This is a genomic window from Pseudanabaena sp. SR411, from assembly GCF_002251945.1.
Classification (GTDB): Bacteria; Cyanobacteriota; Cyanobacteriia; order Pseudanabaenales; family Pseudanabaenaceae; genus Pseudanabaena.
In genome coordinates this window covers 31,996-56,086 of record NZ_NDHW01000117.1, presented here as the reverse complement: position 1 = coordinate 56,086, position 24,091 = coordinate 31,996, and the positions used below count along the sequence as shown (strand labels likewise).

Annotated in this window: 15 protein-coding genes and 1 other RNA gene; 2 read left to right on the top strand and 14 right to left on the bottom strand. The window is 42.3% G+C overall.

What is annotated here, in order from left to right:
• Positions 1-311: 311 nt before the first annotated feature.
• The 9 genes from recN to rnpB all read right to left on the bottom strand — a co-directional run bounded on the left by recN (position 312) and on the right by rnpB (position 18,109).
• On the bottom strand, positions 312-2,123 hold the full coding sequence (recN, locus tag B9G53_RS12525; protein WP_094532776.1) for a DNA repair protein RecN: 1,812 nt from the start codon (positions 2,121-2,123) through the stop codon (positions 312-314).
• Between the two features lie 47 nt (positions 2,124-2,170).
• Positions 2,171-8,473, bottom strand: a complete 6,303-nt coding sequence (locus B9G53_RS12520) for a hybrid sensor histidine kinase/response regulator (protein ID WP_094532774.1) — start codon at positions 8,471-8,473, stop codon at positions 2,171-2,173.
• A 55-nt stretch (positions 8,474-8,528) separates the two neighbouring features.
• On the bottom strand, positions 8,529-10,877 hold the full coding sequence (locus B9G53_RS12515) for a HAMP domain-containing methyl-accepting chemotaxis protein (protein WP_094532772.1): 2,349 nt from the start codon (positions 10,875-10,877) through the stop codon (positions 8,529-8,531).
• Between the two features lie 65 nt (positions 10,878-10,942).
• Entirely contained in the window at positions 10,943-11,470 is a 528-nt protein-coding gene (locus B9G53_RS12510) for a chemotaxis protein CheW (RefSeq protein ID WP_094532770.1), read from the bottom strand.
• A gap of 186 nt (positions 11,471-11,656) precedes the next feature.
• A complete protein-coding gene (locus B9G53_RS12505; RefSeq protein WP_094532768.1) occupies positions 11,657-12,025 on the bottom strand; it encodes a response regulator transcription factor in 369 nt (122 codons plus the stop codon).
• Between the two features lie 357 nt (positions 12,026-12,382).
• The gene (locus B9G53_RS12500; RefSeq protein WP_094532766.1) at positions 12,383-13,906 is read right to left on the bottom strand and encodes a YifB family Mg chelatase-like AAA ATPase; all 1,524 of its coding nucleotides are present in this window, start codon (positions 13,904-13,906) and stop codon (positions 12,383-12,385) included.
• 170 nt (positions 13,907-14,076) lie between these two features.
• Positions 14,077-14,370 (bottom strand): hypothetical protein, encoded by a 294-nt coding sequence (locus tag B9G53_RS12495; RefSeq protein WP_094532764.1) that lies wholly within the window; start codon positions 14,368-14,370, stop codon positions 14,077-14,079.
• 460 nt (positions 14,371-14,830) lie between these two features.
• A complete protein-coding gene (locus B9G53_RS12490; protein ID WP_094532762.1) occupies positions 14,831-17,236 on the bottom strand; it encodes an HD family phosphohydrolase in 2,406 nt (801 codons plus the stop codon).
• 404 nt (positions 17,237-17,640) lie between these two features.
• An RNA gene (rnpB, locus tag B9G53_RS12485) (RNase P RNA component class A) lies at positions 17,641-18,109 on the bottom strand.
• Between the two features lie 555 nt (positions 18,110-18,664).
• Between rnpB and B9G53_RS12480 the strand changes: the two genes are divergently transcribed.
• Together B9G53_RS12480 and B9G53_RS12475 are read left to right on the top strand one after the other, a co-directional pair.
• Positions 18,665-19,474 carry a SpoIID/LytB domain-containing protein gene (locus B9G53_RS12480; protein WP_094532760.1) on the top strand — a complete coding sequence of 270 codons (810 nt, stop codon included), beginning with the start codon at positions 18,665-18,667 and terminating at the stop codon, positions 19,472-19,474.
• An 81-nt stretch (positions 19,475-19,555) separates the two neighbouring features.
• Positions 19,556-19,840: a 4a-hydroxytetrahydrobiopterin dehydratase gene (locus B9G53_RS12475; protein WP_094532758.1), complete on the top strand. Its 285-nt coding sequence runs from the start codon at positions 19,556-19,558 to the stop codon at positions 19,838-19,840.
• Positions 19,841-19,965: 125 nt separating this feature from the next.
• Here B9G53_RS12475 and galE read toward each other — a convergent pair whose 3' ends face one another.
• The 5 genes from galE to B9G53_RS12450 all read right to left on the bottom strand — a co-directional run bounded on the left by galE (position 19,966) and on the right by B9G53_RS12450 (position 23,994).
• On the bottom strand, positions 19,966-20,955 hold the full coding sequence (gene galE / locus B9G53_RS12470; RefSeq protein ID WP_094532756.1) for a UDP-glucose 4-epimerase GalE: 990 nt from the start codon (positions 20,953-20,955) through the stop codon (positions 19,966-19,968).
• Positions 20,956-21,047: 92 nt separating this feature from the next.
• Positions 21,048-21,347: a YlxR family protein gene (locus B9G53_RS12465; protein ID WP_217901569.1), complete on the bottom strand. Its 300-nt coding sequence runs from the start codon at positions 21,345-21,347 to the stop codon at positions 21,048-21,050.
• A gap of 132 nt (positions 21,348-21,479) precedes the next feature.
• On the bottom strand, positions 21,480-22,721 hold the full coding sequence (nusA, locus tag B9G53_RS12460) for a transcription termination factor NusA (RefSeq protein ID WP_094532754.1): 1,242 nt from the start codon (positions 22,719-22,721) through the stop codon (positions 21,480-21,482).
• A 176-nt stretch (positions 22,722-22,897) separates the two neighbouring features.
• Positions 22,898-23,359, bottom strand: a complete 462-nt coding sequence (gene rimP, locus B9G53_RS12455; protein ID WP_094532751.1) for a ribosome maturation factor RimP — start codon at positions 23,357-23,359, stop codon at positions 22,898-22,900.
• Between the two features lie 416 nt (positions 23,360-23,775).
• On the bottom strand, positions 23,776-23,994 hold the full coding sequence (locus tag B9G53_RS12450) for a 4Fe-4S dicluster domain-containing protein (RefSeq protein WP_094532749.1): 219 nt from the start codon (positions 23,992-23,994) through the stop codon (positions 23,776-23,778).
• Positions 23,995-24,091 lie beyond the last annotated feature (97 nt).

The window sequence follows — 24,091 nt, the reverse complement described above, 5'->3', positions numbered from 1 at the left end:
TCCCTAGATGGTCTAGATTCGATACTTTCATCTCTGTATTAATATTTACCTCCTCTTTTTTGATTTTCGATGATTTTGATTTTCGGTAATTATTTTACCCTTCCATTACGAGCGGAATGTAGGCTCAGTACAAGGTTGTTTATCAGTTTGAGGCTGAGTTGTCATAGCTTTAAAATTAGTGATAAAGAGCATCGTTATCCGCAACAGCCTTGCACTCAAGTGTGGGCTAAAAGCCTAAACCCGTTGATTTAGTCTGCTTCAGCAGACTTGAGCTTTTAGCCCGCACTTGAGTGCAGGGCTACCTTAATATTTTAACTACTAGCTTTGATCGTAGCAGCCTGCTCTAGCAAAGACTCAGCAAAAGCGATCGCCTGAGACACCGTACTACTAACACTCTCCTTATCAATGTTTTTTCCTTTTTCCTTTTTCCTTTTTCCTTCTTTCCCCTCCTCAACATTCATTCCTGAAGCAATCTGAGCTAGCTCCTGTTTCCGTTCTTCCAATTCTAAGAGACGAATTTGTACTTGAGTCCGATCGCCGATTACCTGCTTACTAACATGGAAATGTCGATCAGCGATCGCCGCAATTAATGGCTGGTGAGTCACGCAAAGGACTTGAGAACTACGGCTCAGTTGCCAGAGTTGCGTCGCGATCGCTTGGGCAACACGACCTGATACGCCTGCATCAATTTCATCAAATACCATTGTGCCGACATTCGCATGATTAAATTCTGTAGATGCTGGTTGAGAATCTTGGGTTTTCTGCTTTATAAAACAAGTTTTCAGCGCTAATAAAAATCGGCTCATCTCACCACCTGAAGCAGTTTCCGCAAGAGGTTGTAAAGGCTCGCCAAGATTAGGGCTGAACTCAAAGACTATGCGATCGCCGCCTAATGCATTGGGTTCACTCGGATAAATCCCGACCTGAAAACGAACTTTTTCCATCGCCAGCATTTTCAAAGCATCGATTTGAACTTGTTCGAGAGCGATCGCCGTTTGCCGACGTAATTCCGTCAGCTTTTTACAAGCCTTCAGCAAAGCCTGTAAATCAGCCGCAGCTTTGCGTTCTAAATCTTCAATGGAAATGCTTTGATCGGTAAGTTCAGCAAGTTCAAGTTGGAGCTTTTCAGTATAGGCGATCGCTTCGGGAAGCGTGCCATATTTACGGCAGATTTGCTTGATTTGATTAATTCGTTGTTCGATCGCTTCCAATTGTTCAGGATCAGATTCCAGACGATTGGCATAATTGTTGATCTGCCTCCCCGCTTCTTCGACCTGAGCAAGAGCGCTAGAAACTAGTTCGAGAAGACCTTCAGCTTCGCGATCGAGGGCAACCATTTCCGTAAGAATCGACTCCGCTTGTCCTAATAAATCCGCACATGCCTTACCATCATCATTCTGATAAAGCGCTTCATATACGGTATAGCCCTGCTTCTGTAATTCCACACTATGGGCTAGCCGATTGCGATCGCTTTCGAGATTATCTAATTCATCGGGATCATCTAAATTCGCCGCTTCTAATTCCTTGAGCTGATAGCGCAACATGTCCAAATGCTGTAACCGATTGCGTTCATTCTGCTGACGATCAAATAAAGCTTTGCGCGATCGCTCCTTTGCTTCAAATAGTTTCGCGACTTTTAGCCTTTGTAATGACAAAGCCTGATTAAAAACTTGATCGCCAAAACTATCTAGCCATTCCCTCTGTTGAGCAGCTTGACTCAGTAAGATCGTCTGACCTTGGGCTGTAATCTCGACAAGGCGATCACGCAATTCTTGAATCTGTTGCTTGTTTACAACCACGCCATTAATGCGGGTGCGATTGCTCTTTGCCGTGATTTCGCGACTACAAATCAGCGTTTCGGCATCAATGGCATCAATTTCTTGCATCTCTAGCCACTGGGAGATCGCCTGATTAGTCGAAAAAGTAGCTTCGATATTGGCGCGATCTGATCCAGTTCGTAGCATTCGCGCTGATACTTTGCCTCCAAGAGCAGCATCTAGAGCATCAAGGACAATTGATTTACCTGCTCCTGTTTCCCCTGTGAGAATATTTAGTCCCGCATATAACTCAAGCTCTAAGCGATCGATCAGGGCAAAATTTTCAATTTTAAGACTCAGCAGCATAGGTTTTCTCTTGATTTAAAAATGTGCAAAGCACATTCTTAAATATTTTAGATAGGCAGAGTTTCTCCAGCTAAGAGACGCTTCGAGGCACTCAGTAATTCTTCTTCGAGGTAGGGCTTAGTGAAGTAACCCTTTGCCCCAAGCTGAATAGCAGACTGACGATGGCGATCGGCTCCTCGTGAAGTTAACATCGCTACAGGAATATCTTTGAGTCGAGAATCCTTTTGTAGTCTTGATAGTAGATCTAATCCATCCATCCGTGGCATTTCAATATCGCAGAAGATCATGTCACAGGGCAGCCCAGCGCGGAGTTTTTCCCATGCATCCTGACCATCCTTAGCCTGTTCCACACGATAGCCAACTTTCGCAAAGGTCAGAGATAGCAACTCGCGTACTGTAATCGAGTCATCAACAATTAGTACCGTTGGATCGACCGCCACATCTTCTTCAACTGTTGGCTGAATAGTCAGCCCTGATGTCGAAGGACGCAATCTGCCGCTAGCGATGTCAAATAATTCCAACACGTTTGCGATCGCCATGACTCGACCATCCCCTAACACGGTTGCACCTGCAATTCCCGCAGGTTGGGGAATTGGACCCTCTAGTTGTTTGATTACGATTTCGTATTCACCCAAGAACTGATCGACCTGCAAAGCGAGATAACTCGTGTCATTGCGGAGAATAATAATGCAAAGTTCATCATTTTCCTGCTTACCATAGATACTGCTGCGACTGAGGTGGCGACTATAGGAAAGCAAATTGGAAAGATGTTGGAATGGCAAAACTGTATCGCGCCAAGGTAAACAGGGTTGACCTTTCTCGTTGAGAACAATCTGACTTTGGGGAACTTCCACCATATCCTCAAAGCCATCAACGGGGAAAGCAATCCGAGCGCGATCGCTAATACAAAACATCGCCTTAGAAATACTCAAGGTAAGCGGTAAGCGAATTGTAAAGGTTGTACCCTTGCCAACTACTGATTCCACAATAATTACGCCACGAATATCATCAAGACAGGTTTTGACCACATCTAGACCAACCCCGCGCCCCTTAAATTCATCGGCTTGAGCCGCGGTACTAAAGCCAGCTTCAAATAGCAACCCATAAACTTCAGTGTCATTGAGGCGATCCACTTCAGATTGCGATCGCACTCCCTTAGAAACAGCGCTTTTCTTTACTTTGTCGGTGCTAATACCAGCGCCATCATCACTGATCGAAATTACGGTTTGATTACCTTGGTGATAGGCTCTTACGGTCAGTCTACCCGTTGCAGATTTACCAGCCGCTTGACGAGTGGCAGGATCTTCTAAACCATGGTCGATCGCATTATTTACAAGGTGTGTAAGTGGATCGGTCAGAGATTCCAGAATTGCTTTGTCGATCAGAGTCTCCCGCCCAAAAATTTCTAGCTCCGCCTGTTTGCCAGTCTTGAGGGCGCGATCGCGAATACCTCTAGGCAAGCGATCGGCAATTTGCGCGAAGGGAACCATGCGTGATTGTTTCAAATCGTCTTGAACTTGGGTAGTAATCGTGCCCAACTGACGAGTTACCTGATCTGTCTCACCAACCACGAACTCAATGTCCGAAGCCGACTCCCGAACTCGGACAATCAACTCAATGATCTCTTGCGATAAAACGTGGAAAGTATTGTAGCGATCGAACTCAATGCCCTCAAAGTCGTTACTCACCGAACTATTCGAGCTAGATCCATCACCTGAATATGAGGATGTTTCAAAACTACTGAATGAACGTCCACGTCCTGCGGTTAAAGATGCCTCAAGCAAAGAACGATCGTATTGATCACGCATCCTTTGCGATACATCGCTCAACAGTTGCACTTGATGTAATAGATTGGTAATAAACTGCTGTAGTCTTTCTTGATCCTGCTCTAACAAGTTACGATTGACAACTAGTTCCCCAACAAGATTATTCAGACTGTCGAGGTACTTAACATCAACACGCATAGTCGAGTCGGTTAGTCTTTGCTTACGAGCAGTTGTGGGTTGACGTGTAGGCGCTTTGGTTTTGATTGGTCCAACATCTTTCGCAAAAGCAGTCTGAAGCATGTTCTCTAACTCATCAAAGTCATCATTAGAACTTACTGGTGTGCTGATAGGAGCAGCATTTCCTGAGTTATTGGCATATATTGCGGTCTTTGTTGCGCCAGAGTCATCAAAGCTACTAGAGTCACCTAAAAGAGCTTCCAATTCATCAAAATCCATATCATCAGAATTCACAGAGCCTTGAGCATTAATGACAGTTTCGGTAATTTGGTTATCGAAGGTTGTATTACTCCCATCATTAATATCATTTGGCATGTTACTAGAACTACCAATCATCGCTTCCAAATCATCGAAGTCGAAGTTATCATCAATCCCATTTAGTTCTTCAGCTTGCAATTGAGGCTCAGGTTGTAGCGTGTTCGTTGCTGGTTCTTGAGTAAGAGAATAATCCAATACTTCAGAGTGATCTTCATCTAAGGTTTCAAATTCATTGAATTCACCAAAACTGAGAGGTTCATCAACGGCTAAGTTTTCACTTGCAAATTCTTCTGGCATCTGCAACAAACTTACCTCTGAATCATCATCACCTTGGAAGAAGTCCACCAAATTATCAATAGTTGTTTTTGCTGTAATGTCATTATCGTCAAGAATGAGATCTTCTTGAGTATCTGCCAACTCCGTTCCCAATCCCTGTAAAGGTTCGTATTCAAAATCTTGGTCTGATGTACTTCCAAAATCATTGATATCATCACTTTGAGTTAGAGATCTATCCTGATCAAAGTTAAGATCGTTTTCTAGCACAGTTAAATCTTCTTCGCCAGCATCAGCAAATAAATTAGCCAAATCAGAGTCATCTGAAGCATCCATTTGCTCGAATAGTTCTCCTACTGAATCGTTGGAACTTGCTTCAGAAATGCTTTCATCTACATCCAATCTTGAAAAGAACTCAGAATTGACATCTTGAGGAGAGTCAAAATCCATGAAATCTTCTGTTTGCTCTTCGTATCCATCGACCGTATCAACTACGTTAATAGCATCAAGCTCATTACTATCAGTGAGCGCAATGCTAAATTCATTGTTTGGAATATCTTCTCCTAAACTCTGATGCTCATTTTCTGTTTCACTAAAGAAGTTAGTTAAATCATCAGATGCATCTAGTGCATTGTCAATTCCTGATTCACTAAAGAAGTTAGTTAAATCATCAGCATCATTAATACCAGAGTATTCATCTAGTTCATTATCAATATCACTAGAGACAATTGCAGATTCTGAAGAATCTGAAAAGAAATCACCTAGATCATCAGTGTTAGTCAGTTCTTGATCAAAATCATTAAAATTATCAATACTACTAATATCGTTAGAAATAATTGCTGGCTCATCAGCCGTGGCAAAGAAATCATTTAATTCATCAGAGTGGTCAACCTGTTCAGCGAAAACATCTAACTCATTATTCACTTCACCAGAAACTTCAAGTTCTTCAGAATCTGTAAAGAAATCACCTAGATCATCAGTGTTCGTTAATTCTTGATCAAAATCATTAAAATCATCAACACGATCACTGATATCGTCAGTTATAATTTCAGGCTCTTCAGAAGTTCCATCGATAAAGAAATCATCTAATGGGTTATCTTGTTCAGCAAACCTGAATGATTCATCGACTGGTTCACTATCGATGTTATTAGTTAGTTCGGGTTCTTCAGATTCCCCAGAGGAAAAGAAATCACCTAAATCATCAGTTTTGGTGATTGCATCAATATCATTGTCAACATCATAGATATCTGTAGAAATTGCAGGTTCTTCAACTTCTGTGAAGAAATCACCCAAATCGTCAGCGTTAGTAAACTCATCGCTAAATTCATCAGTAGCGATCGCTTCAGAAATGTCTTCTTCGTCTTCAGATTCTGAAAAGAAATTAGTGAGATCATTGGCATCATGAATTGCTTCATTAATGTCGTTGTCTTCAGTGAAATCTACAAAATCCAAGGTAGAGCTATCTTCTGACAAAGCACCTAAACTATCATCTAATTCATCATTATTGATAGCAGAGATTGGCTTTTCTTCAAACTCACTACTTTCATTTAGAAAGTTAAGATTATCGCTAATATCTGAAGTCTCAGTTGCTGCTATTAGAAAGTCATCAGGATTTTCTTCAAGTGTAATATCTGGTGCACTTGTTGATTCTTCTAGCCCTTGAGAGTTCACGGCTTCATCAAATTCATCATTATCAAAGCCCAGTTCATCGAATAAATTCAATCCAGTAGTATCAATGCCCTCAAAGTCATTACTTGCTGATACTGACTCTGCATAATCACTAGATTCAATTGTTTCAGAATCTTCAAAGAAATTATCAATATTAGAATTAACGCTTTCATCATTACCTATGTTCGGAGATGCATCCAAAAGGATTTCATCAAGATTTTCATCGATCGCAAAGGGATCATCAAGCAAATCCATGCCCTCTTCCGAGAAAGTTAAGGCGAAGGGTTCGCTAGGATTATCGTTATCATCACTAGCCGCATTTTCATTCATTGCAAGCGCGGCAAAATATTCTTCACTAGACAGGGGTTGAGACTCGTCTGTATCACTAAGTCCACCATCCACAAACTGTTCAGACTGGTCATTATATGCTGACTGGGATGGTAATTCAGAAAAATCAATATCATCGATATTGAATTCACTAACATCAACATCATTGATATCCATATCGTCAAACTGATCATTGATCGCGATCGCATCATCAATTTGAGAATCACTGATTTGTTCAACAATATCTATACCTAAATCAGCATCACCTAAATCCACATCAAATTGATTGTCTAGGGACTCTTCAGGAGCAAATTCGTCTGGGAATAGAGCGTCTAGGCTGGACTGTTCACTGTCTGGAGTAATCTCAGAACTGATTTCCGAAACCATGTCACTCGTTTGTTGCCATGAATCATCAAGATCATCGGGGAATAAAGAGTTACTGCTCTCTTCAGCCACAGAGTCTTGGGTAGGAAAATCTCCAAATAGCTGATCAATGCTAGATTCTTCACTATTTAAGTTGGGAACCGTTAAATCATTATTTTCAGAATTATGGTCGAGTAAATCAGCAAATTCATCCTGACTGTCTGAAGTCGTGGCTCCAAGGTTTGCTATATTCGTTTCGTTGGATTCGATATCTTCCCAAGCGGCATCAAAATCGATGTCATCATTTTCAAACAAAATTGCTAGAGATTTCAACTCTGAAGCACCAACTTTTGGTCCATCAATATGTTGATTTTCGGTGATTTCATATTCACCATCCATCCAATCCATTTGGTTTTCTTGGATTTCTTCTGTCAAATCAAATTCTTCTTCATTGACCTGATCTGCAAATAGATCGATATCCACATCTGGATTCATGTCTATATCTAGATCTCCAGTAGTGGATATATCAGCAGCAACATCAAAATCATCTACCATTGAGTCTTCGCTAATATCCCCAGATGCAGTAGTAAAAATTGTACTAACTTCATCATCCTCTGGCTCTGAAAATCGGTAAGGTAATAGATTTTGAAGTTGTAATGACACCGCAATTTCTGATTCTCGATTTGAGAGTACTAGATCTTGGGCTTCTTTTAGCTCTCGAATCAAGATCGGCGCAAGGGTACGGTATGAGTTACTAGACTGAGCGATCGCATTTTTAATTTGAGTGACTAAATTAGTCCAATTTCGCAAATCAAATTTGTTGCCAATCTCTTGGAAGTAATTGCAAACTGCTTGTAACTGCGATCGACTCTCTGCATTATCTGTCGCCCGAAACAATTGCAACATATCTCGCATTTTAGTCGTGATTTCTTGCTGAAATATCGACTGCTGAGAAGCAACTACTTGCTGTGGCTGAGGAATACTTTCTTGTTCCTGACTAAATGTATCCGTAGAGATCTCCCCATCAGTATCGGAGACTAACTGATTTAGATAGGATTCTAACTCAGCAAATACAGGCTTAACGCGATTATTAGTTTCAATTGTTAACTCATCAGATATTTTGTAACCACCTTGCAACTCATCTAGAAGTTCTGACAAGGGATCAAATCCTGCCAACAACAAGCTTTTTAAGCGCTCATCGACAACTATTTGCGAATTTTCTTTGAGGATTTTAAAAAAGTCTTCTAATCGGTGAGCAACATGCTGAATACTCCCCACACCTAGCATTGCAGCGCCGCCCTTAATGGAATGAGCCGCCCGAAAAAGCTCATTAATAGATTCAGAATCATTTAAAACATCTTGCAAGTTTAATACGCCTTGCTCAATAGTCTGAAGATGCTCACGGGCTTCTTCAATGAAGTAACCCATGATTCGCTGCTGTTGTTGTTCCGAGTTCATGACAGAATCCTCTCAAAGATTAGGGTGTGAGTAGCATAGCTAGAAGGTAATAATCCTAACGAACTCCCGTTGTTTTATCACCCGAATCAACGCGGAATCGTTCCACAGAATCTTGTAAACTGCGGGCAACACCTACGAGATTTTGTAGTGAAGCTGACACCCTTTGAGACTCTTGCGAAGTTTCTTGAGCGGTCAACTCAACTGATTGCATAACCTGTGATACCGTTCTTGAAGTCTCGGTTTGCTTGACTGTATCTTCAGTAATGGATAGTACCAAAGTTTCAATGCGATGGGAAACTTGGATAATGTCTGTGAGTGATTGACGCGCCTGTTCAGCACGTTTTGTCCCATCGATAACCTGTTGTGTACCGACTTCCATCGCTTGTTGCACGTTACTGGTTTCACTCTGAATTTGCAATACAATTTGTTCGATTTCTTTAGATGCTTTCGCAGCGCGATCAGCAAGCTGTCGAACTTCGTCTGCAACGATCGCAAAACCACGACCTGCATCACCCGCTCTTGCTGCTTCAATACTAGCGTTAAGTGCGAGTAAGTTCGTCCGCGAAGCAATCTGCGAAATCAAACCAACGATCTTAGAAATTTCCTGCGAAGACTCTCCAAGGCGCTTAACCTTACGGGTAGTTTCAGCAACTGTTTCGCGAATATCCAAAATACCTGCTACCGTGCGTTCTACGGCATCACCACCCTTGATCGCGGTTTCGGATGCAAGTTTAGCAACCTGATCCGCTTCACGCGCACTTTCAGCTACACGTTGAATCGATTCAGTCATCATTTGCACTGAGTTTAAGGTAACGCTTAACTCTTCAGCTTGACGTAATGCATCCGATGACAAACTACGGGCAAATGCTTCATTTTCACGAGAGCTTTCATTTACCTGACGCGCCGCAATTTTTACTTGGTTAACAATTTCACGCAGATTTTGAATCGTGAGGTTAAAGGAGTCAGCAACCGCGCCGAGTACGTCGGCAGTTACCTCCGCTTGTACGGTCAAGTCACCTCGCGCCGCGCCTTCTACGTCATCAAGTAAGCGGATTACCTGACGTTGTAAATCTTCTTTAGCTTGTTCTTGCTCGGCGGCTTTGCGTTGGGCTTCAGTGGTATTAGAGACAATTGACTGAATCATTTGGTTAAAGCTTGCCGCAAGTCTACCAAACTCATCTTCGCTATAAACGGTTGCACGAGGACTCATATCGCCACGAATAACAGCTTCAAACTGAGATTGTAAGTTTGCGGTTGATTGATCAATCAGTCTCGAAGAGCGTTTGCCTAGTCCCCAAGCGATCGCACCACTTGCCAATGCTGCTGCACCACCCATCATCCAACCCGTATTCCGTACTTGTTCGCGTGAGCCTTTATCGGCGATTGAACCTGTGGCAAAGTTTGTAACTACCCCTGCGGCAACCATGGCAACCACCCCTGCGGCGATCGCTGTGATCACATTCTTGGTCTTAAGCGGCATGTTATCAAAAGGAGAAAACAAACCACCTTGTTCAGATGATTCGGTAACAATATCTGCACCTACTCTCTTTGCACCTACTGGTGTATTAATGGCTCCCAAGCCAAATAGCTCCGCCTCATTTCCCGTTTGGCTAAATCGTGCAGTGGAAATATCCTGATTGGCTAATGATGTTGTATTTGAGCGCCCCGAAGTTGTAAAGTCTTGATTTCCAAAATCTGTCATAGATCTTTCGGAAACCATCTGTGTTGCTTCTGAATCACCAAATGACCCCGAAAAGGATGATTCACTGATGTCATCAAAATCATCAAATTCATCCATAAAGACAACATCAGTATCGGCATTTAAGTTACCTGAAGAACTACTGGGTTTATAACCAGAGTTAAAACTTGACTCTCCTGTAAGTTGAGTTTCTGCACTATAGCTATACTGGCTAGACCCGTTCATTGAATTATCAGAACTAAAATCTTCAAAATCAAAATCATCAACACGATTTGAGCCAATGCTTTGACCACCGCTATCATCGGTAGACCAAGCTCCCTGCATATAAGCTGATTGGTTATAAGTATTATCTTCGTAAGCGTATTGCTGATTACTAAATTCACCTGCTGAGTTGTCTATAGAGCCTAAACCGTAGCTATCATCATTGAGATCTAGTCTTTCTTTGGCAGCCGCAATACCACTATGGGCATATTCCAAAATTGAGTTGTCGTCAGTCAGATGTAAGACCGTTTCATATTCACCAATTGAATCTTGATAGCGCTCTAGGGCGAGATTGATATGGGCATGAAGTAGACGATACATAGGATCGCTAGGGCAGACTTTAACCAGTTCCTGTGTCAATTTACCAGCTTGACTGTAGTCTCCTTGCATATAGGCTAAGGAAGCCTTTTCATATTCTTTTTGATATTGTGTACTTGAGGCCATGTGCTTTCTCCTAAAATCCCTAAAGTCTCTACCATTTGCGCGAAATCATCTTGAAATTACTTTATCTAGGATGCCCACCGTGCTGATCGTAAAATGTTAACTTGATCTAGCAACTTCAGGGGATCGCTATCTTCCATTATCCACTCACCTTTAATAAACGGAGCCATACTGTCAGAGCTATTTCTAGAGACATTTAGTTGTGAAGAATCAAGCCAAGCCATTACGCCAATTTGTTCTACCGCTAAACCTAACATCATGCCCTGATCCTCGATCGCAATAATTGAAATTTCTGCACGATCAGTATTGACTGGAGGAGCCTCTCCCAAAAACTGACCGAGATCACCTACCCAAACTACTCTACCCCGAATATTCACTGTACCTAGCAGTAGCGGGGAGACATTGGGCATGGGATTGATCCGATCTGGAGCATATTCCAAAACTTGACTGACTCCAATTGCAGGTAAAGCAAACTCAATTCCAGAAGCCACAAAAAATCTTAAGTGCAGCTCGCCTTCTGGAGCTTCAATGCCTTGATCAAAGTCTGTCGCCTGATCTTGTCCGATGCCAGGGAAGAATTCTTGGTTTCCTACCATAATTTGAGGATCTCTACCTTGCAAAATAGCAAATTTTACGTGTCTTCAAGTTTTGAAAAATAAACTAAAAAATAAGCTGAAAAATAAATATTTAGAACATTGAGAAAATATTAAAGTATTGATGTTAACTAACAGTCATTAAATAATCAAGAATTGTCTACACTTTTAGCATTCTTCGTGAAATTCTTAAGCTTTTCTAAGTAACTGCTTGACAGTGCCTACAAGTTCTTGAGGCTGAAATGGCTTAGCTATATAGGCATCAGCACCTTGCTTCATTCCCCAGTAGCGATCAAATTCTTCACCTTTAGATGAACACATTACGACGGGAACGCGCTCAGTTTTAGGATCAGTTTTAATACGACGACATAGCTCGTAGCCATTCATGCGGGGCATGACAATGTCCATGACTACTATGTCTGGGCAATTGCCTTGCATTTGCTCTAGTGCTTCCACACCATCACCTGCTGTCTTAACGGTTAAGCCACTACCCTTGAGTAAGTCCTCAATCATTTCTCTTTGTGTCACGCTGTCTTCAACCACCAGAACTGTACTCATACATGAATGCCCCGATAGGATTCTTCCACTAGCAACTCACCAAACAAATATATTAGGGTTAATATGATTGGCATTGTGCTTTGCCCATCTTAATTTTAAGTTAGCGCTTAATTATTTATTAAACTGTTCATATTTTAGTCTTCTCCGATATAGAGGTTAAGAGTGGAGCCGAAAGTCAAGACACAAAATAGCATGTATAGGGCTTTGCTCTTGCATTAAAGCCAAAATAATTTTTTAAATCTCTTAATAAGCATTCCTGTGTGTAACTTAATTACAGCGCTTTAGGTTCAAGCCAAAACCAAAAAAGTGAGAAAACGGTGCGAAGCACCGTTTTCTCACTTTTTTGGTTCTTTTGATTTAAGTAACACGATCAAGGGTGCGATATTGAACCGCTTCAGCGACATGAACTACTTGAATATTTTCAGCATCAGCGAGATCGGCGATCGTGCGGGATACTTTGAGAATGCGATCTGTTGCGCGAGCCGATAAACCTAAGCGTTTAATGGCAGCTTCTAGTAAGTCACGGGAAGGATGATCGAGTTCGCACCATTGACGCAAATGTCGGGATTGCATCTGGGCATTACAATTTACCTTTGCTTCTTTCTGAAAACGGGTTTGTTGAATTTTGCGTGAGGCTTGGACTCTTTCTTTCACGGCACTGGAGTTTTCCCCCTCTGGCGATCGCGTCATCTCTTCAGGCTTTAACCTTGCCACGGTCACCTGCAAATCAATGCGATCCATTAAGGGACCTGATAGCTTTGCCCAATATTGTTCACGCTGACGTGGTGTACAGGTACAAGGCTGGACCGAATCACCGTAATATCCACACTGACAAGGGTTGGTACTCGCGACGAGTGTAAATTGGGCGGGAAATGTCACCGATTGGCGCGTGCGGGAAATGCTCACAAAGCCATCTTCTAAGGGTTGGCGCAAAAATTCCAATACGTCCCGCTTAAATTCTGTTAATTCGTCTAAAAACAAGATCCCATTTGTCGCCAATGTGATCTCTCCAGGACGGGGAAAACTACCACCTCCAACCAATGAGGGACCAGACGCGGAATGATGGGGACTGCGAAATGGGCGATCGCTGACAAGTCCTTTACCTTTTAACAATCCAGCCACTGAGTGAATTCTCGTTACTTCTAGGGCTTCATCAAAGTTCATGTTGGGCAAAATGCTCGGTAAGCGCCTTGCTAATAGGGTTTTTCCTGATCCAGGAGGACCAACAAAAATCAGATTATGTCCACCTGCGGCGGCAATTTCTAGAGCGCGACGAGCATGTTGCTGCCCTTTGACATCCTTAAGATCTAGCTTGAATTCGCTTTCATGCCATTTCAGATCAGGATTAGCAACTACTGGCGGATATTTTTCGGGGTGCGCTAGGAAATCGCCTACCTCGGTAATACTTTGTAAGCCATATACCGCTAATCCTCTAACTAGAGCTGCTTCTTGAGCATTTTCCTTGGGGACAATAATCCCGATCATGCCTAAACGCTGTGCTGCCGCCGCGATCGGCAACACACCTGAAACAGGTCGCAATGAACCGTCAAGGGAAACTTCACCTAAGAATAAGTGATCACCTAATAACTGCGGATCAACCTGTTCCGAGGCAGCTAAAATGCCAATGCTAATTGGTAAATCAAAAATAGGTCCTTCTTTACGCAGATCGGCAGGGGTGAGATTAATCACAATCTTTCGCATAGGGAAAGCGTAGCCTGCATTTTTGATTGCAGCCTTAACCCGTTCTCGGCTTTCTTGCACTGCGGTGTCAGGTAATCCCACTAAAGTAATGCCTGGTAGTCCTCCCGATACATCGACTTCTACCCCCACTTGGATGGCATCGATGCCTAAAATTGCTGCACTCCAAACCCTTGCTAGCACTTTTTACCTATCACAGTAAGAATCAACAAAATCTCAATTAATCAAGATTATCATATGTAAATTTACTATAACTTACCTATTGTTACCACCTCTTAGATTTGCTTTGTTAGTTACAAACCTGAAAAGTAGAAGTCAAAAGATCTGATTAGCTTAAAAATATTATTAAAAATTTAACTTGCAATTGAGTATTCGGAGAAACTAAGCGATCGCATATTGATCTCTTGTAGCTCTGGGCTTTTCTCATGCACTAAGGGGATTGAGTCATGAAAGGATTCGTGTAATAAGGAAGTAAAATCATCAGCAGGTTGCCACGATGTCTCAAAAGGATGGGCTGCTAGACTACAAGCATTCCATGCAGGACTGACAGGAACATCTAACTTTCCACAAAACCCACCCCTTCTTCCTTCAGGATTGTAGTGCTGACACAATCGGCAAGCTGTAACTGAGTTACCTGAAGAGTTCATATATCTTAAATTTGGCTTTGCCAAATTTACTAAAAAAATTTTTATTAATTAACTTAATTATGTAGGGTAAGAATTGTGGATAAATCAGGCTCTAACCTTTACTTAGAGTTAGGTTCAGCGATCCCGAATAAAGCATAAATTTAACAATGTCTTAACTGATTCCTGTAATGCTTTGATGACAATCTTTTTGGGCATTTCTTATATATAAATTGATTGTTGTAATAGTTAAGAAAATATATAGATATTTTTTACTTGTATTTAATATAAGTGTTTATACTTAAAGCGAACTTACTCCTGTCCCACCCAAGAATTAGTAATGCGGCGCAAAGCGCCGCATTACTAATTCTTGGGTCTTAATGTCTATTTTTATAGCAATGTAGGTTTTTGCTTAGGACATAAACCCCAAAAGATAAGTGGCAGCGCGAAGCGGCTGCCACTTATCTTTTGGGGTTTGACTTGCTTATTTCAAGGCAATCTTTTTAGGTATTAGTGCATCTTTGGGTTTACAAAGATGATCAGGTAATGCGGAGCCTGATGGATCAAGCTTGTCGGCTAGGTTTGGATATTTAATCCGACCGTGGTTACGCTCTTGCCAAACCTTGATAAATACAGGCGCTATTCGATCTAAATCTTCCCAAGTCAAGGAGCAATCTTTGAGTTGACCATCATCCCATCGAGCTTGAAAAATCCGCATAAGTAAGCTCTTAGCGGCTTCAAGGGTTGTATCTGTGCCAAGCGATCGCAGGGCGGCTTCACAGGCATCAGCTAACATCACAATTCCTGTTTCACGAGATTGAGGTATCGGTCCAACATAGCGAAAATCTGACTCAACAATATGCTGCGATCGCTTTTGGGCTTGGCAATAAAAATAGGTGATTGTAATCGTACCTTGATGCTCTGGAATGAATGCTTGCAGCATTTCAGGAAGATGATATTTTTGAGCTAGCTTAAGCCCACCTGAAACATGCTCTTTGACAATTTGAGCGCTTTCCCAAGGATCATTAAGGATATCGTGAGGATTAGGCTGCCCCATTTGATTTTCGATGAAATATTCAGGGCGGAGAGTTTTACCAATATCGTGGTAGAGCGTACCTGTTCGCACTAAGGCTGTATCGGCTCCCAGTTCACGGGCAGCAGCTTCAGCAAGGTTTGCTACAAACAAAGTGTGCTGAAAAGTTCCAGGGGTTTCTGTGACTAGGCGACGCAGTAAAGGACGATCAAGGTTCGCTAGCTCCGCTAGACGAAAAGGGGTTAATGCATAGGAAATATGCTCTAAATAAGGAATCGCACCAAGAGCAACGATCGCGGAAATCAGTCCTCCCGATGCATACTGAAGTGCTGTGATGGCGATCAATACTGGTGGTGTGGAGCCAGCAATAATGGCGATCGCAATATATACAGCCGCTTGCAGAAAACCGACTAATAATCCTGTAGCCGCTAGATGCGATCGCGTCAGGGGGCGATTAGTAATCACCGCCGCGACAATTGAGCCAATGATGATCGGTGCAAGTACTAGTAAGTCAGAGCTAATCGCGATCGCCAGTAAGACTGAAGTGAGACATGTGACGAGAATTGCAAGGCGAGAACTGTAAAAACTACCAATGATTAGACTCATACTTGCCAATGGCAGAAATACGAGCATGTTTGGAGCCATCATCACCGTTGCTAAAGCACTACCTGTGCAGATAATGCCCAGCACCAAAAGATCTTTGATATGTAATTTGACTTTGAGTAAATATTGCCATCGTCGATTGGCATAGCCAAATACGGCAAAGCAGAGCGCTGTAGTTGCGACCATCAAGACCAATCCCTTAAGATTTACTTGTCTTTGGGTCATTTTTAGTTCATCTAAAATAACGAATTGCCGCTCAGTAATTTTCTCCCCACCTTTAACGATTAAGTCACCTGCCTTCAGTGAAATCCTTTGAGTCTGAACCGATTCAGATGCTTTGATCGCTCTTTCGGTTGTACCTACATAGTCAATGGTCATATTTGGCTTGACTGTAGCCCTGAGCAAAGCAATCGCCATAGCTCGATGTTCTTCATTGGTTGGCAAATTGCTCAGGTTTGCTAGCCGTTTTTGCAGCATGTCATTGGGCAATCCCGCCACAATCCCTGTGGACTGGATATCGATCAATGCTTGCCGCGTCAACTGCTTGCAGGTTTCCCATTCTTCATTGGTCATTTCCAAGAGGCGATCGCGAAACATATCAGGACCTTTTGCCGCTTTTTCCTGAGTCATGGAATAGGCTTTGCGAATCTCGGTCACCGTATTGATCAGCTTTTGATAATCTTGGGGAAGAGCATTAATTTTGTATAGAGTTAGCTCAGCCAATGCTACGGATGGGGCTTCTTTATCTCTATTGATAAGCCCTGATATAGCCGTTTGATTATTGGCATTAGCGGCAAGTCGATTAGCCCTTTCCTGTAACTGCGACCACTCGAAATCCGAGATTCGCCGAAAATATCGTTGCACGTCATCACTCAAAATTTGGCGATCGACATAAGGTAAATTGCCAGACGATATCCGCAGGTTATCACCTACTTGAAGGAGTTCTTCTAAATGCTTGATTGCATTAGCATCACTCTCAGGATTACTACGATAAATTGGTATTACTTGTTGTTTAGCTAGTTCTTTGGCTTGTTTAGTTGCCTCAATGTCTGTAGCCACTATCGTTCTAGGCGATCTTAAGTCTTGATCGACAAACGTACCGATTCCTAAGCGTGGCTCAGAATAAAACCTAATGCTGAGGGTTGAGATGAGGCAGACAAAGGTAATTCCGATAACTGCTCTACCAGACCACTTGCGAGATATGTGGTGGGTTGTTGCTGGGAGCAAAGATGAGTGGGTGGGAGCAATTCCCATAGTTTAATTACTCTAGTTAATGTTTCGTAAGAACAAATGCAGTTTTAAAGTTGCAATTCAAGAGATCTCATTTAGATTCTAGATGTACCAGATCTCTAAGGTGAATATCAATCAAAAAACTTATAAATCTGCCTTTTGTTTTTTGAAAACCTGTAGTACAAAATCGAAAAAATAATCTATAACGCTTTGCGCTCAAATCCAAGCCAAGGAATTTCCTGAAAGTCTTGCTCAGCAATATTTTTTAGAAATTTCTTGTGGTTCGTTTGATCGATAATTGCTGTAAATCTAAAAGCTAGGAATTATACAACTTTAATATTGTAAATCCTACAATGCATTTGAGTTGTAGGCTCTCTGCATCTGCAACTCAAATGCTCTACAAATCACTTTGGACTACTAATTTTTAGTAGGAAGAGTAAGACATAAGCCGGGTTCTGTTTTAGGAGTTTTAGCAACTACCCTAGCGGTTATCTATCTGGGATATTTGTTACCAAATACCTCATGCGGCACACACTTATCTGCGATCGCCTAGCTTTCACTATGCAACCCCATTAAGCAACGGACACAAGATCAATTGAAGATCGCAACACTTGTATCCTCTCGCCTTGCTTCCAGCTGGGGTTTACCGAGCCAGAGCCTCACGACTCTGCTGGTGCGCTCTTAACGCACCTTTGCACCCTTACCTATAGAGATATAGCGCTTCGCGCTATATCTCTATAGGCGGTATTTTTCTGTGGCACTATCCTCACGATCGCTCGCACTGGGCGTTATCCAGCAGCCTGATCTTCATGGAAGCCCGGACTTTCCTCAAAACTTGCACTCGCCATAGCCTTTCGTTAATTTTGAGACAAATTTCGCAACCGCACGCTTACTCTTCCTTACTACCATTATGTACTAATACAAAAGCTAAAGATGGCGTTGCCATTTTTAGCTTTTAAAATCCTTACGGGGTTTGATTTTTAATTCACTAAGATGTTTTGTTGGCAATTCTCATTCTGAAACTGATTTTGGTGTTTCCAGTAGGATGCGTTAGTGCAATGTAACGTATCAATAATACAAGAGATATCTATAAAACAAATCCAAACCCAAAATAAGAGTGGCGGCGCTAAGCGCCGCCACTCTTATTTTGGGGTTTTATGTTCTATAGTCTGCGATTGAAGTCGCTTAATCCTTGTGATTTCAGATATTCACTTGATACACAAAGCGACTTATGGCAGTGATCTGGTAAGAATTTGACTGACATCAAAAATTATTTAGTGGTTTACCTTGGTAAAATTCAGGCAAAAGCTGCTATAAGTATGCAGAAATAATGTTTATCAAAACCAGATTGTTTTGCTAAACTATCTGGTTATCCGAGGCTAAACTAAAATGCCTCAAATCTTACTGAAAATTTATTACATTCTTTGCTTACAGGTGTGAGTGCCTAACTAAATGATGAAACACTTCTCCAAAGGGATGTACACGCTAATTTTGTCCTTGCTGTTGGTCATAGTTGCAGGAGTATCCCAAGCTGCGGCTGCTAGTTTATTGAGGGTTTTGGTTAGAGAGGAAAATGGCTCCAAAATGTCTGTAGCTGTGACTCAACCATCAACTCTCCAAGCTTCAGGTCAAGCAAGCCGCCGTCTCGATCCTGGTAAGTGGTACACCTTGCCACTTACTTCTGCATATCGAATTACCCCTAGCAATAATGGATTGGTGCAAGTCGGCAGCAATCTTTACCCAGGCGAGATCGAATTGCGAGCTTGGAATAACAAGGCGATCGCGGTTAACGTGTTATCCCTTGAGGAATATCTTCGTAGCGTTGTACCTAGTGAAATGCCTGCTAGTTGGCACATGGACGCATTAATGGCGCAAGCAGTAGCGGCTCGTAGCTATGCTGTCAATACCCAACGTCAACGTAAATGGGGTGAAGCTCCCTATGATCTTGTGAGTGATACTCGCGATCAAGTATATAAAGGCTTCTATCGCTTTGATCCTCAGACGGGACAAGCGATCGCCCTCATCCATAGTCGTAGCGATCAGGCTGTTGCCTCAACCGCAGGCTATATGCTCAGACCTGGTTTTAAAGGATATTATCGCGCCCGTTTGCCTCGCAACTGGATTAGCTGGGGTGGCGGATATATGCCCGTTTCCGATGGTCAACACCTCGATCAAGAAATGACCCAACAAATGGCTCAAAATGGCTGGAATTGGGTACAAATCCTATCTTGGTGGTATCGCGATCAACCCATCAAAAACTAAAAAAAGAAGGCGGCACTTTGTGCCGCCTTCTTTTTTTAGTTTTGTGTAAATATAGGGTTAATCCTATGTTTTGTGAGAGTTATGACTGTTAAAAAATTATCTGAAGTAGAAATTTCTTCGGCACTCGCCCAATTAGCTGGTTGGGCAGTTGTTGATCACAAGTTGCAAAAGAACTTTAAGTTTCGGGATTTTGTCGAAGCTTTTGGCTTTATCAGTAAAGTGGCGATCGTTGCCGATAAGATGGGGCATCATCCCGAACTTTTTAATGTCTACAACAAAGTCAAGATCGACCTCACTACCCATGATGCTGATGGTATTAGCGCCCTTGACTTTGAGCTAGCTCAAAAAATTGACAAGCTGCTATAGCACTTTTCAAGCAAGCGAAGTACAAAGGTTTGTTTCCCCGCCTTCGGCGGGGAAACAAACCTTTGTACTTCATAGCATTTAGCCTTTGGAATTAACAAAAAGGGACGCTTCGTGTCCCTTTTTTATTAAGCATGTCGTTTTTGATGCCATTGCCATGCATGTTGCAAAATCAGGTTTAAATCAGCATATTTAGGTAGCCAATTCAAGATAGTTCTGGCTTTCTCACTGCTACCTACTAAAGCAGGTGGATCTCCTGCACGGCGATCGCCCATCACTACATTAATCGGCTTACCCGTAATCTGCTTGGCAGCATCAATTACCTCTTTGACCGAAAACCCATTACCATTACCAAGATTAAAAATTTCACTCTTGTTGCCCTTGAGTAAATATTCCAAGCCCAATACATGCGCTTCAGCTAGATCGGTTACATGGATATAGTCACGGATACAAGTTCCGTCTGCGGTTGGGTAATCAGACCCATAAACTGTAATTGCTTCGCGGATACCCAGAGCCGTCTGCAAAACTAACGGTATCAAATGTGTCTCAGGATCATGATCTTCGCCGATCGCTCCATCAGGATCGGCTCCTGCGGCATTGAAATATCGAAAAATCACTGACTTTAGCCCATAGGCAACATCAAAATCTTGCAAAATCCGCTCAACCATTAACTTGGTTGCCCCATAGGGATTAATGGGTGATTGGGGATGATCTTCGGTAATTGGTATTTGCTGGGGGACACCGTAACTAGCACAGGTGGAAGAAAACACAAAGGCTTTTATATTCGCGGCAACCATCGCTTCTAGCAAAGACAAAGTGCCAACAACGTTATTGCGATAGTATTTGTCAGGCTGTGTCACCGACTCGCCCACATAGGCATAAGCTGCAAAATGCATGACCGCACTAATTTGACGCTCACTAAATAGGCGATCGAGCAAGGCGCGATCATTTGTGTCACCAATAATCAATTCTGCACCTAGGGTTTCAGCGATATCTTGGTGACCATAGACGAGATTGTCTAAAATCACCACCTTATAACCAACCTGTTGCAATGCTTTGACTGCATGAGAGCCAATATAGCCTGCACCACCTGTAACCAAAATTGTTTGTTTATTCATAACGTTTCATCATTTTTTGCACTAATTTATAACGCTTTTTGTACTCCACTCTAGAATCCATAAATCGTGAGGTCGCAAAGCGACCTCACGATTTATGGATTCTGAAGACGGGATTTGAGAATATCAAAAATTTCAGGTGGAATATGGGTGCGGAGCGATCGCCCTAAACGATTTTTCTTTTGAGCTATTTGTAAACACTCCAGCTTTTGGCAAACATATGCCGATCGCCCCATGCCCTGATCAAGCTGAATTTGATGTTGAACTTGATCATGCTTAGGCTTATCTTCGTTGTGATGCTGATCGGCGATCGGCACACGTACTACTCTCCAAAAAGTATCGCGCATAGCGACACATTGGCAACTAACACAACGACGGTGTAGCTTCAGAGCCAAACTAATTTACTCCTAAGTAGCTAATTCAAAGTTGCAAAGCTGCGTCCCTATGGGGCGCAACTTTGCAACTTTGGGTTTGTAATTAATTACGTCCATCTACTTAATTAAACAGTTTAATTAAACTGTAGATTTTTAATCTTCACTGTTGTCATAGTCATTTTCATCATCTTCATGAGATTGTTCAAGGATTGTCGAGGTTCTGGCAATGCTTTCTTGAGCTTTGCGGTCTTCATCTTCATAGTCGTACTTTGACAAATTTTTGATATCGATTTTCCAGCCTGTTAGTCTCGCCGCCAAACGGACATTTTGACCTTCTTTACCGATCGCCAGACTAAGCTGATCCTCTGGGACAATCACATGGGCAATTCTTTCATTGGCATTAATCAAACGCACTTCATGAATCCTTGCAGGGCTTAAGGAGTTGGCAATATAGGTCGAAGGATCGGGCGACCAACGGATCACATCAATCTTTTCGCCACGTAGCTCAGCGACCACTGCCTGAATCCGCGCCCCTCTAGCACCAATACAAGCGCCCACAGGATCAACATCGCGCTCAAGGGTATCTACAGCAATTTTAGTACGGGGACCAACCGCAGGGGATGGCGGATTAGCTTCTCTTGCCACAGCCACAATACGGACGATTTCTTCCTCAATTTCAGGTACTTCATTGGCAAATAAATACACAACTAAACCAGCATCGGCGCGTGATACTAATAACTGAGGACCCCGACGTGAACCTTCAAATACTTTCTTTAGATAGACCTTTAAAGTCATATTGGGGCGATAGGGTCTTTCCCCTGCCAGTTGTTCACGTTTGGGAAGTTCAGCTTCAACTTCAGGCTGTCCAAATCCACTGCTAACTGCCACGATTACAGAGGTTGTTTCAAAACGTAACACTCGACCTTGCAGAACTGTCCCTTCAATGTCTTGAAACTCTTCTTGAATAATCTTGCGCTGCTGATCTCTCAACTTTTGAGCTAGTACTTGTTTTGTTTGGATTGCTGCCATGCGGCCAAAGTCACCCTGCTCGGGAGTCACATCAACAACTACAGTTCCACCAGCTTGAGCCTCAGGAGCAACTTCGCGCACCTCAAACAAGCCAATTTCATGATCAGCATCACCAACTTCATCAACAATCGTTTTTGTCGCGAGAACCCGAAATCCTTCACCTTCGAGATCTAGTTCTACATCAAAATTATTAAAATGCTCTTCTTCAAAGTTAATGCCATCGGAGCGATAGGTTTTGCGAAAGCGCTCATATCCCTTGAGTAAAGCTTCTCGCAAAGCATTTTGGACAGCATGTTTGGGGAGATTACGCTCTTTACTAATCACCTCCACCATTTGTCCTAATCCAGGTAAATTCAATAACGACATAAGGTTTTCTCGCGTTTATAAAAATCAATAACTGTAATGCTTTAAACCAATTCACAAAAGTATGGCGACACTTTTGTGAATCGAAAACTAAACCCAGTAAGGGTTTTAAAAACATAAAATAGCTACGCTATTTTATGTTTTGGTATTAGGGATACTTAGCTATTCGTAAGTTCTCTTTATTCCATTTTGCTTAACTCGACGCGCTCAACAAGTTCACGGGGAATATTGACAATCCGCCCCTTGATGCTAATCGTCACCTGCGTCTCGTTGCGTGATATGAGGTGTCCACTCCAACTTTGTTTGCCATCATGAGGTGTGGTTGTACTGACATTAACCATAAAGCCTCGAAAAGCCACAAACTCGCGATCGCCTTGTAACTGACGTTCGGCACCTGGGCTAGAAATTTCTAACACATAGGCATGGGGAATCAAATCGATCGCATCAAGAGTTGGCTCTAGCGCCCGACTCATGCGTTCGCAGTCCTCTAGCCCTGTGTTTTGGTCTGGGTTGCGAATATCGACCCGCAACACCACAGGGTTTTTATTGGTATGCAACACCACATCGACAACCTCTAACCCAAGGGGCGAGGCAACTTCTTCAGCAATTTGAAAAATTTGCGGAATTAGAGGATGACTCATAGAATTTACGATTTGAGCTTACAGTGTGAGCGTTTCTTTGTTTTTTGACGTAAGAGTTTTTGGTTCAAGCCATAAAAAGCTACTTTAAAAACAAAAAAGTGGGACGATCGCCCACTCTTTGAGTGCTTTTATCTTTAACCGATCACAGCAAAAAACATCACAGATGCGATCCTTTTGCTGCTGTAGATCTAGCTGCTACTTGCAAAACATACAACAAGTAATAGTCAGATACATTTCTTCGGAGCTTGTGTACTACAGGAAAAACACAGCTATCTTAGTGTGTTTACTCTTGACTACTTGCCTGCTGGTACTGAAGTTTATACTATCACGCCTATTACAGATCAATCTGACTTTCATCTAAAAACCAATTTTGATGATTGCAGTGGCTTCGCCACTGCAATCATCAAAATTGGTTTTTAGATTACTAATTCTGGTCTCTCTTCTGGCAAAATGGCCCCCTGCACAGGGCATACCTGTAAGCAAACACCGCAGTCAATACAAATTGAAGCATCGATCTTAAACCAAATTGTCCCTTTAATATTTGCCCCCTCCCCCTGTTCGATGCAGGCAACAGGGCAAGCGGGTACACAGTCTGCTATGCCTTCACAGATATTTGAGGCGATCGTATAAGCCATGTAGGGTGATATCCAAATTGGAGCAATGATGACGACAATTTTTAATTGTGAAACTAAATTGTTTTTTATATATTAGAACTTACGCAAATCAGCAATT

Bases quoted from the DNA above. Each gene is read 5' to 3' on its own strand.
- B9G53_RS12475 (WP_094532758.1), top strand. From the start codon at position 19,556: ATGACTGTTAAAAAATTATCTGAAGTAGAAATTTCTTCGGCACTCGCC.
- B9G53_RS12515 (WP_094532772.1), bottom strand. From the start codon at position 10,877: ATGGCCTCAAGTACACAATATCAAAAAGAATATGAAAAGGCTTCCTTA.
- B9G53_RS12510 (WP_094532770.1), bottom strand. From the start codon at position 11,470: ATGGTAGGAAACCAAGAATTCTTCCCTGGCATCGGACAAGATCAGGCG.
- nusA (WP_094532754.1), bottom strand. From the start codon at position 22,721: ATGTCGTTATTGAATTTACCTGGATTAGGACAAATGGTGGAGGTGATT.
- recN (WP_094532776.1), bottom strand. From the start codon at position 2,123: ATGCTGCTGAGTCTTAAAATTGAAAATTTTGCCCTGATCGATCGCTTA.
- B9G53_RS12505 (WP_094532768.1), bottom strand. From the start codon at position 12,025: ATGAGTACAGTTCTGGTGGTTGAAGACAGCGTGACACAAAGAGAAATG.
- B9G53_RS12495 (WP_094532764.1), bottom strand. From the start codon at position 14,370: ATGAACTCTTCAGGTAACTCAGTTACAGCTTGCCGATTGTGTCAGCAC.
- B9G53_RS12450 (WP_094532749.1), bottom strand. From the start codon at position 23,994: ATGGCTTATACGATCGCCTCAAATATCTGTGAAGGCATAGCAGACTGT.
- B9G53_RS12520 (WP_094532774.1), bottom strand. From the start codon at position 8,473: ATGAACTCGGAACAACAACAGCAGCGAATCATGGGTTACTTCATTGAA.
- galE (WP_094532756.1), bottom strand. From the start codon at position 20,955: ATGAATAAACAAACAATTTTGGTTACAGGTGGTGCAGGCTATATTGGC.
- B9G53_RS12490 (WP_094532762.1), bottom strand. From the start codon at position 17,236: ATGGGAATTGCTCCCACCCACTCATCTTTGCTCCCAGCAACAACCCAC.
- B9G53_RS12480 (WP_094532760.1), top strand. From the start codon at position 18,665: ATGATGAAACACTTCTCCAAAGGGATGTACACGCTAATTTTGTCCTTG.
- rimP (WP_094532751.1), bottom strand. From the start codon at position 23,359: ATGAGTCATCCTCTAATTCCGCAAATTTTTCAAATTGCTGAAGAAGTT.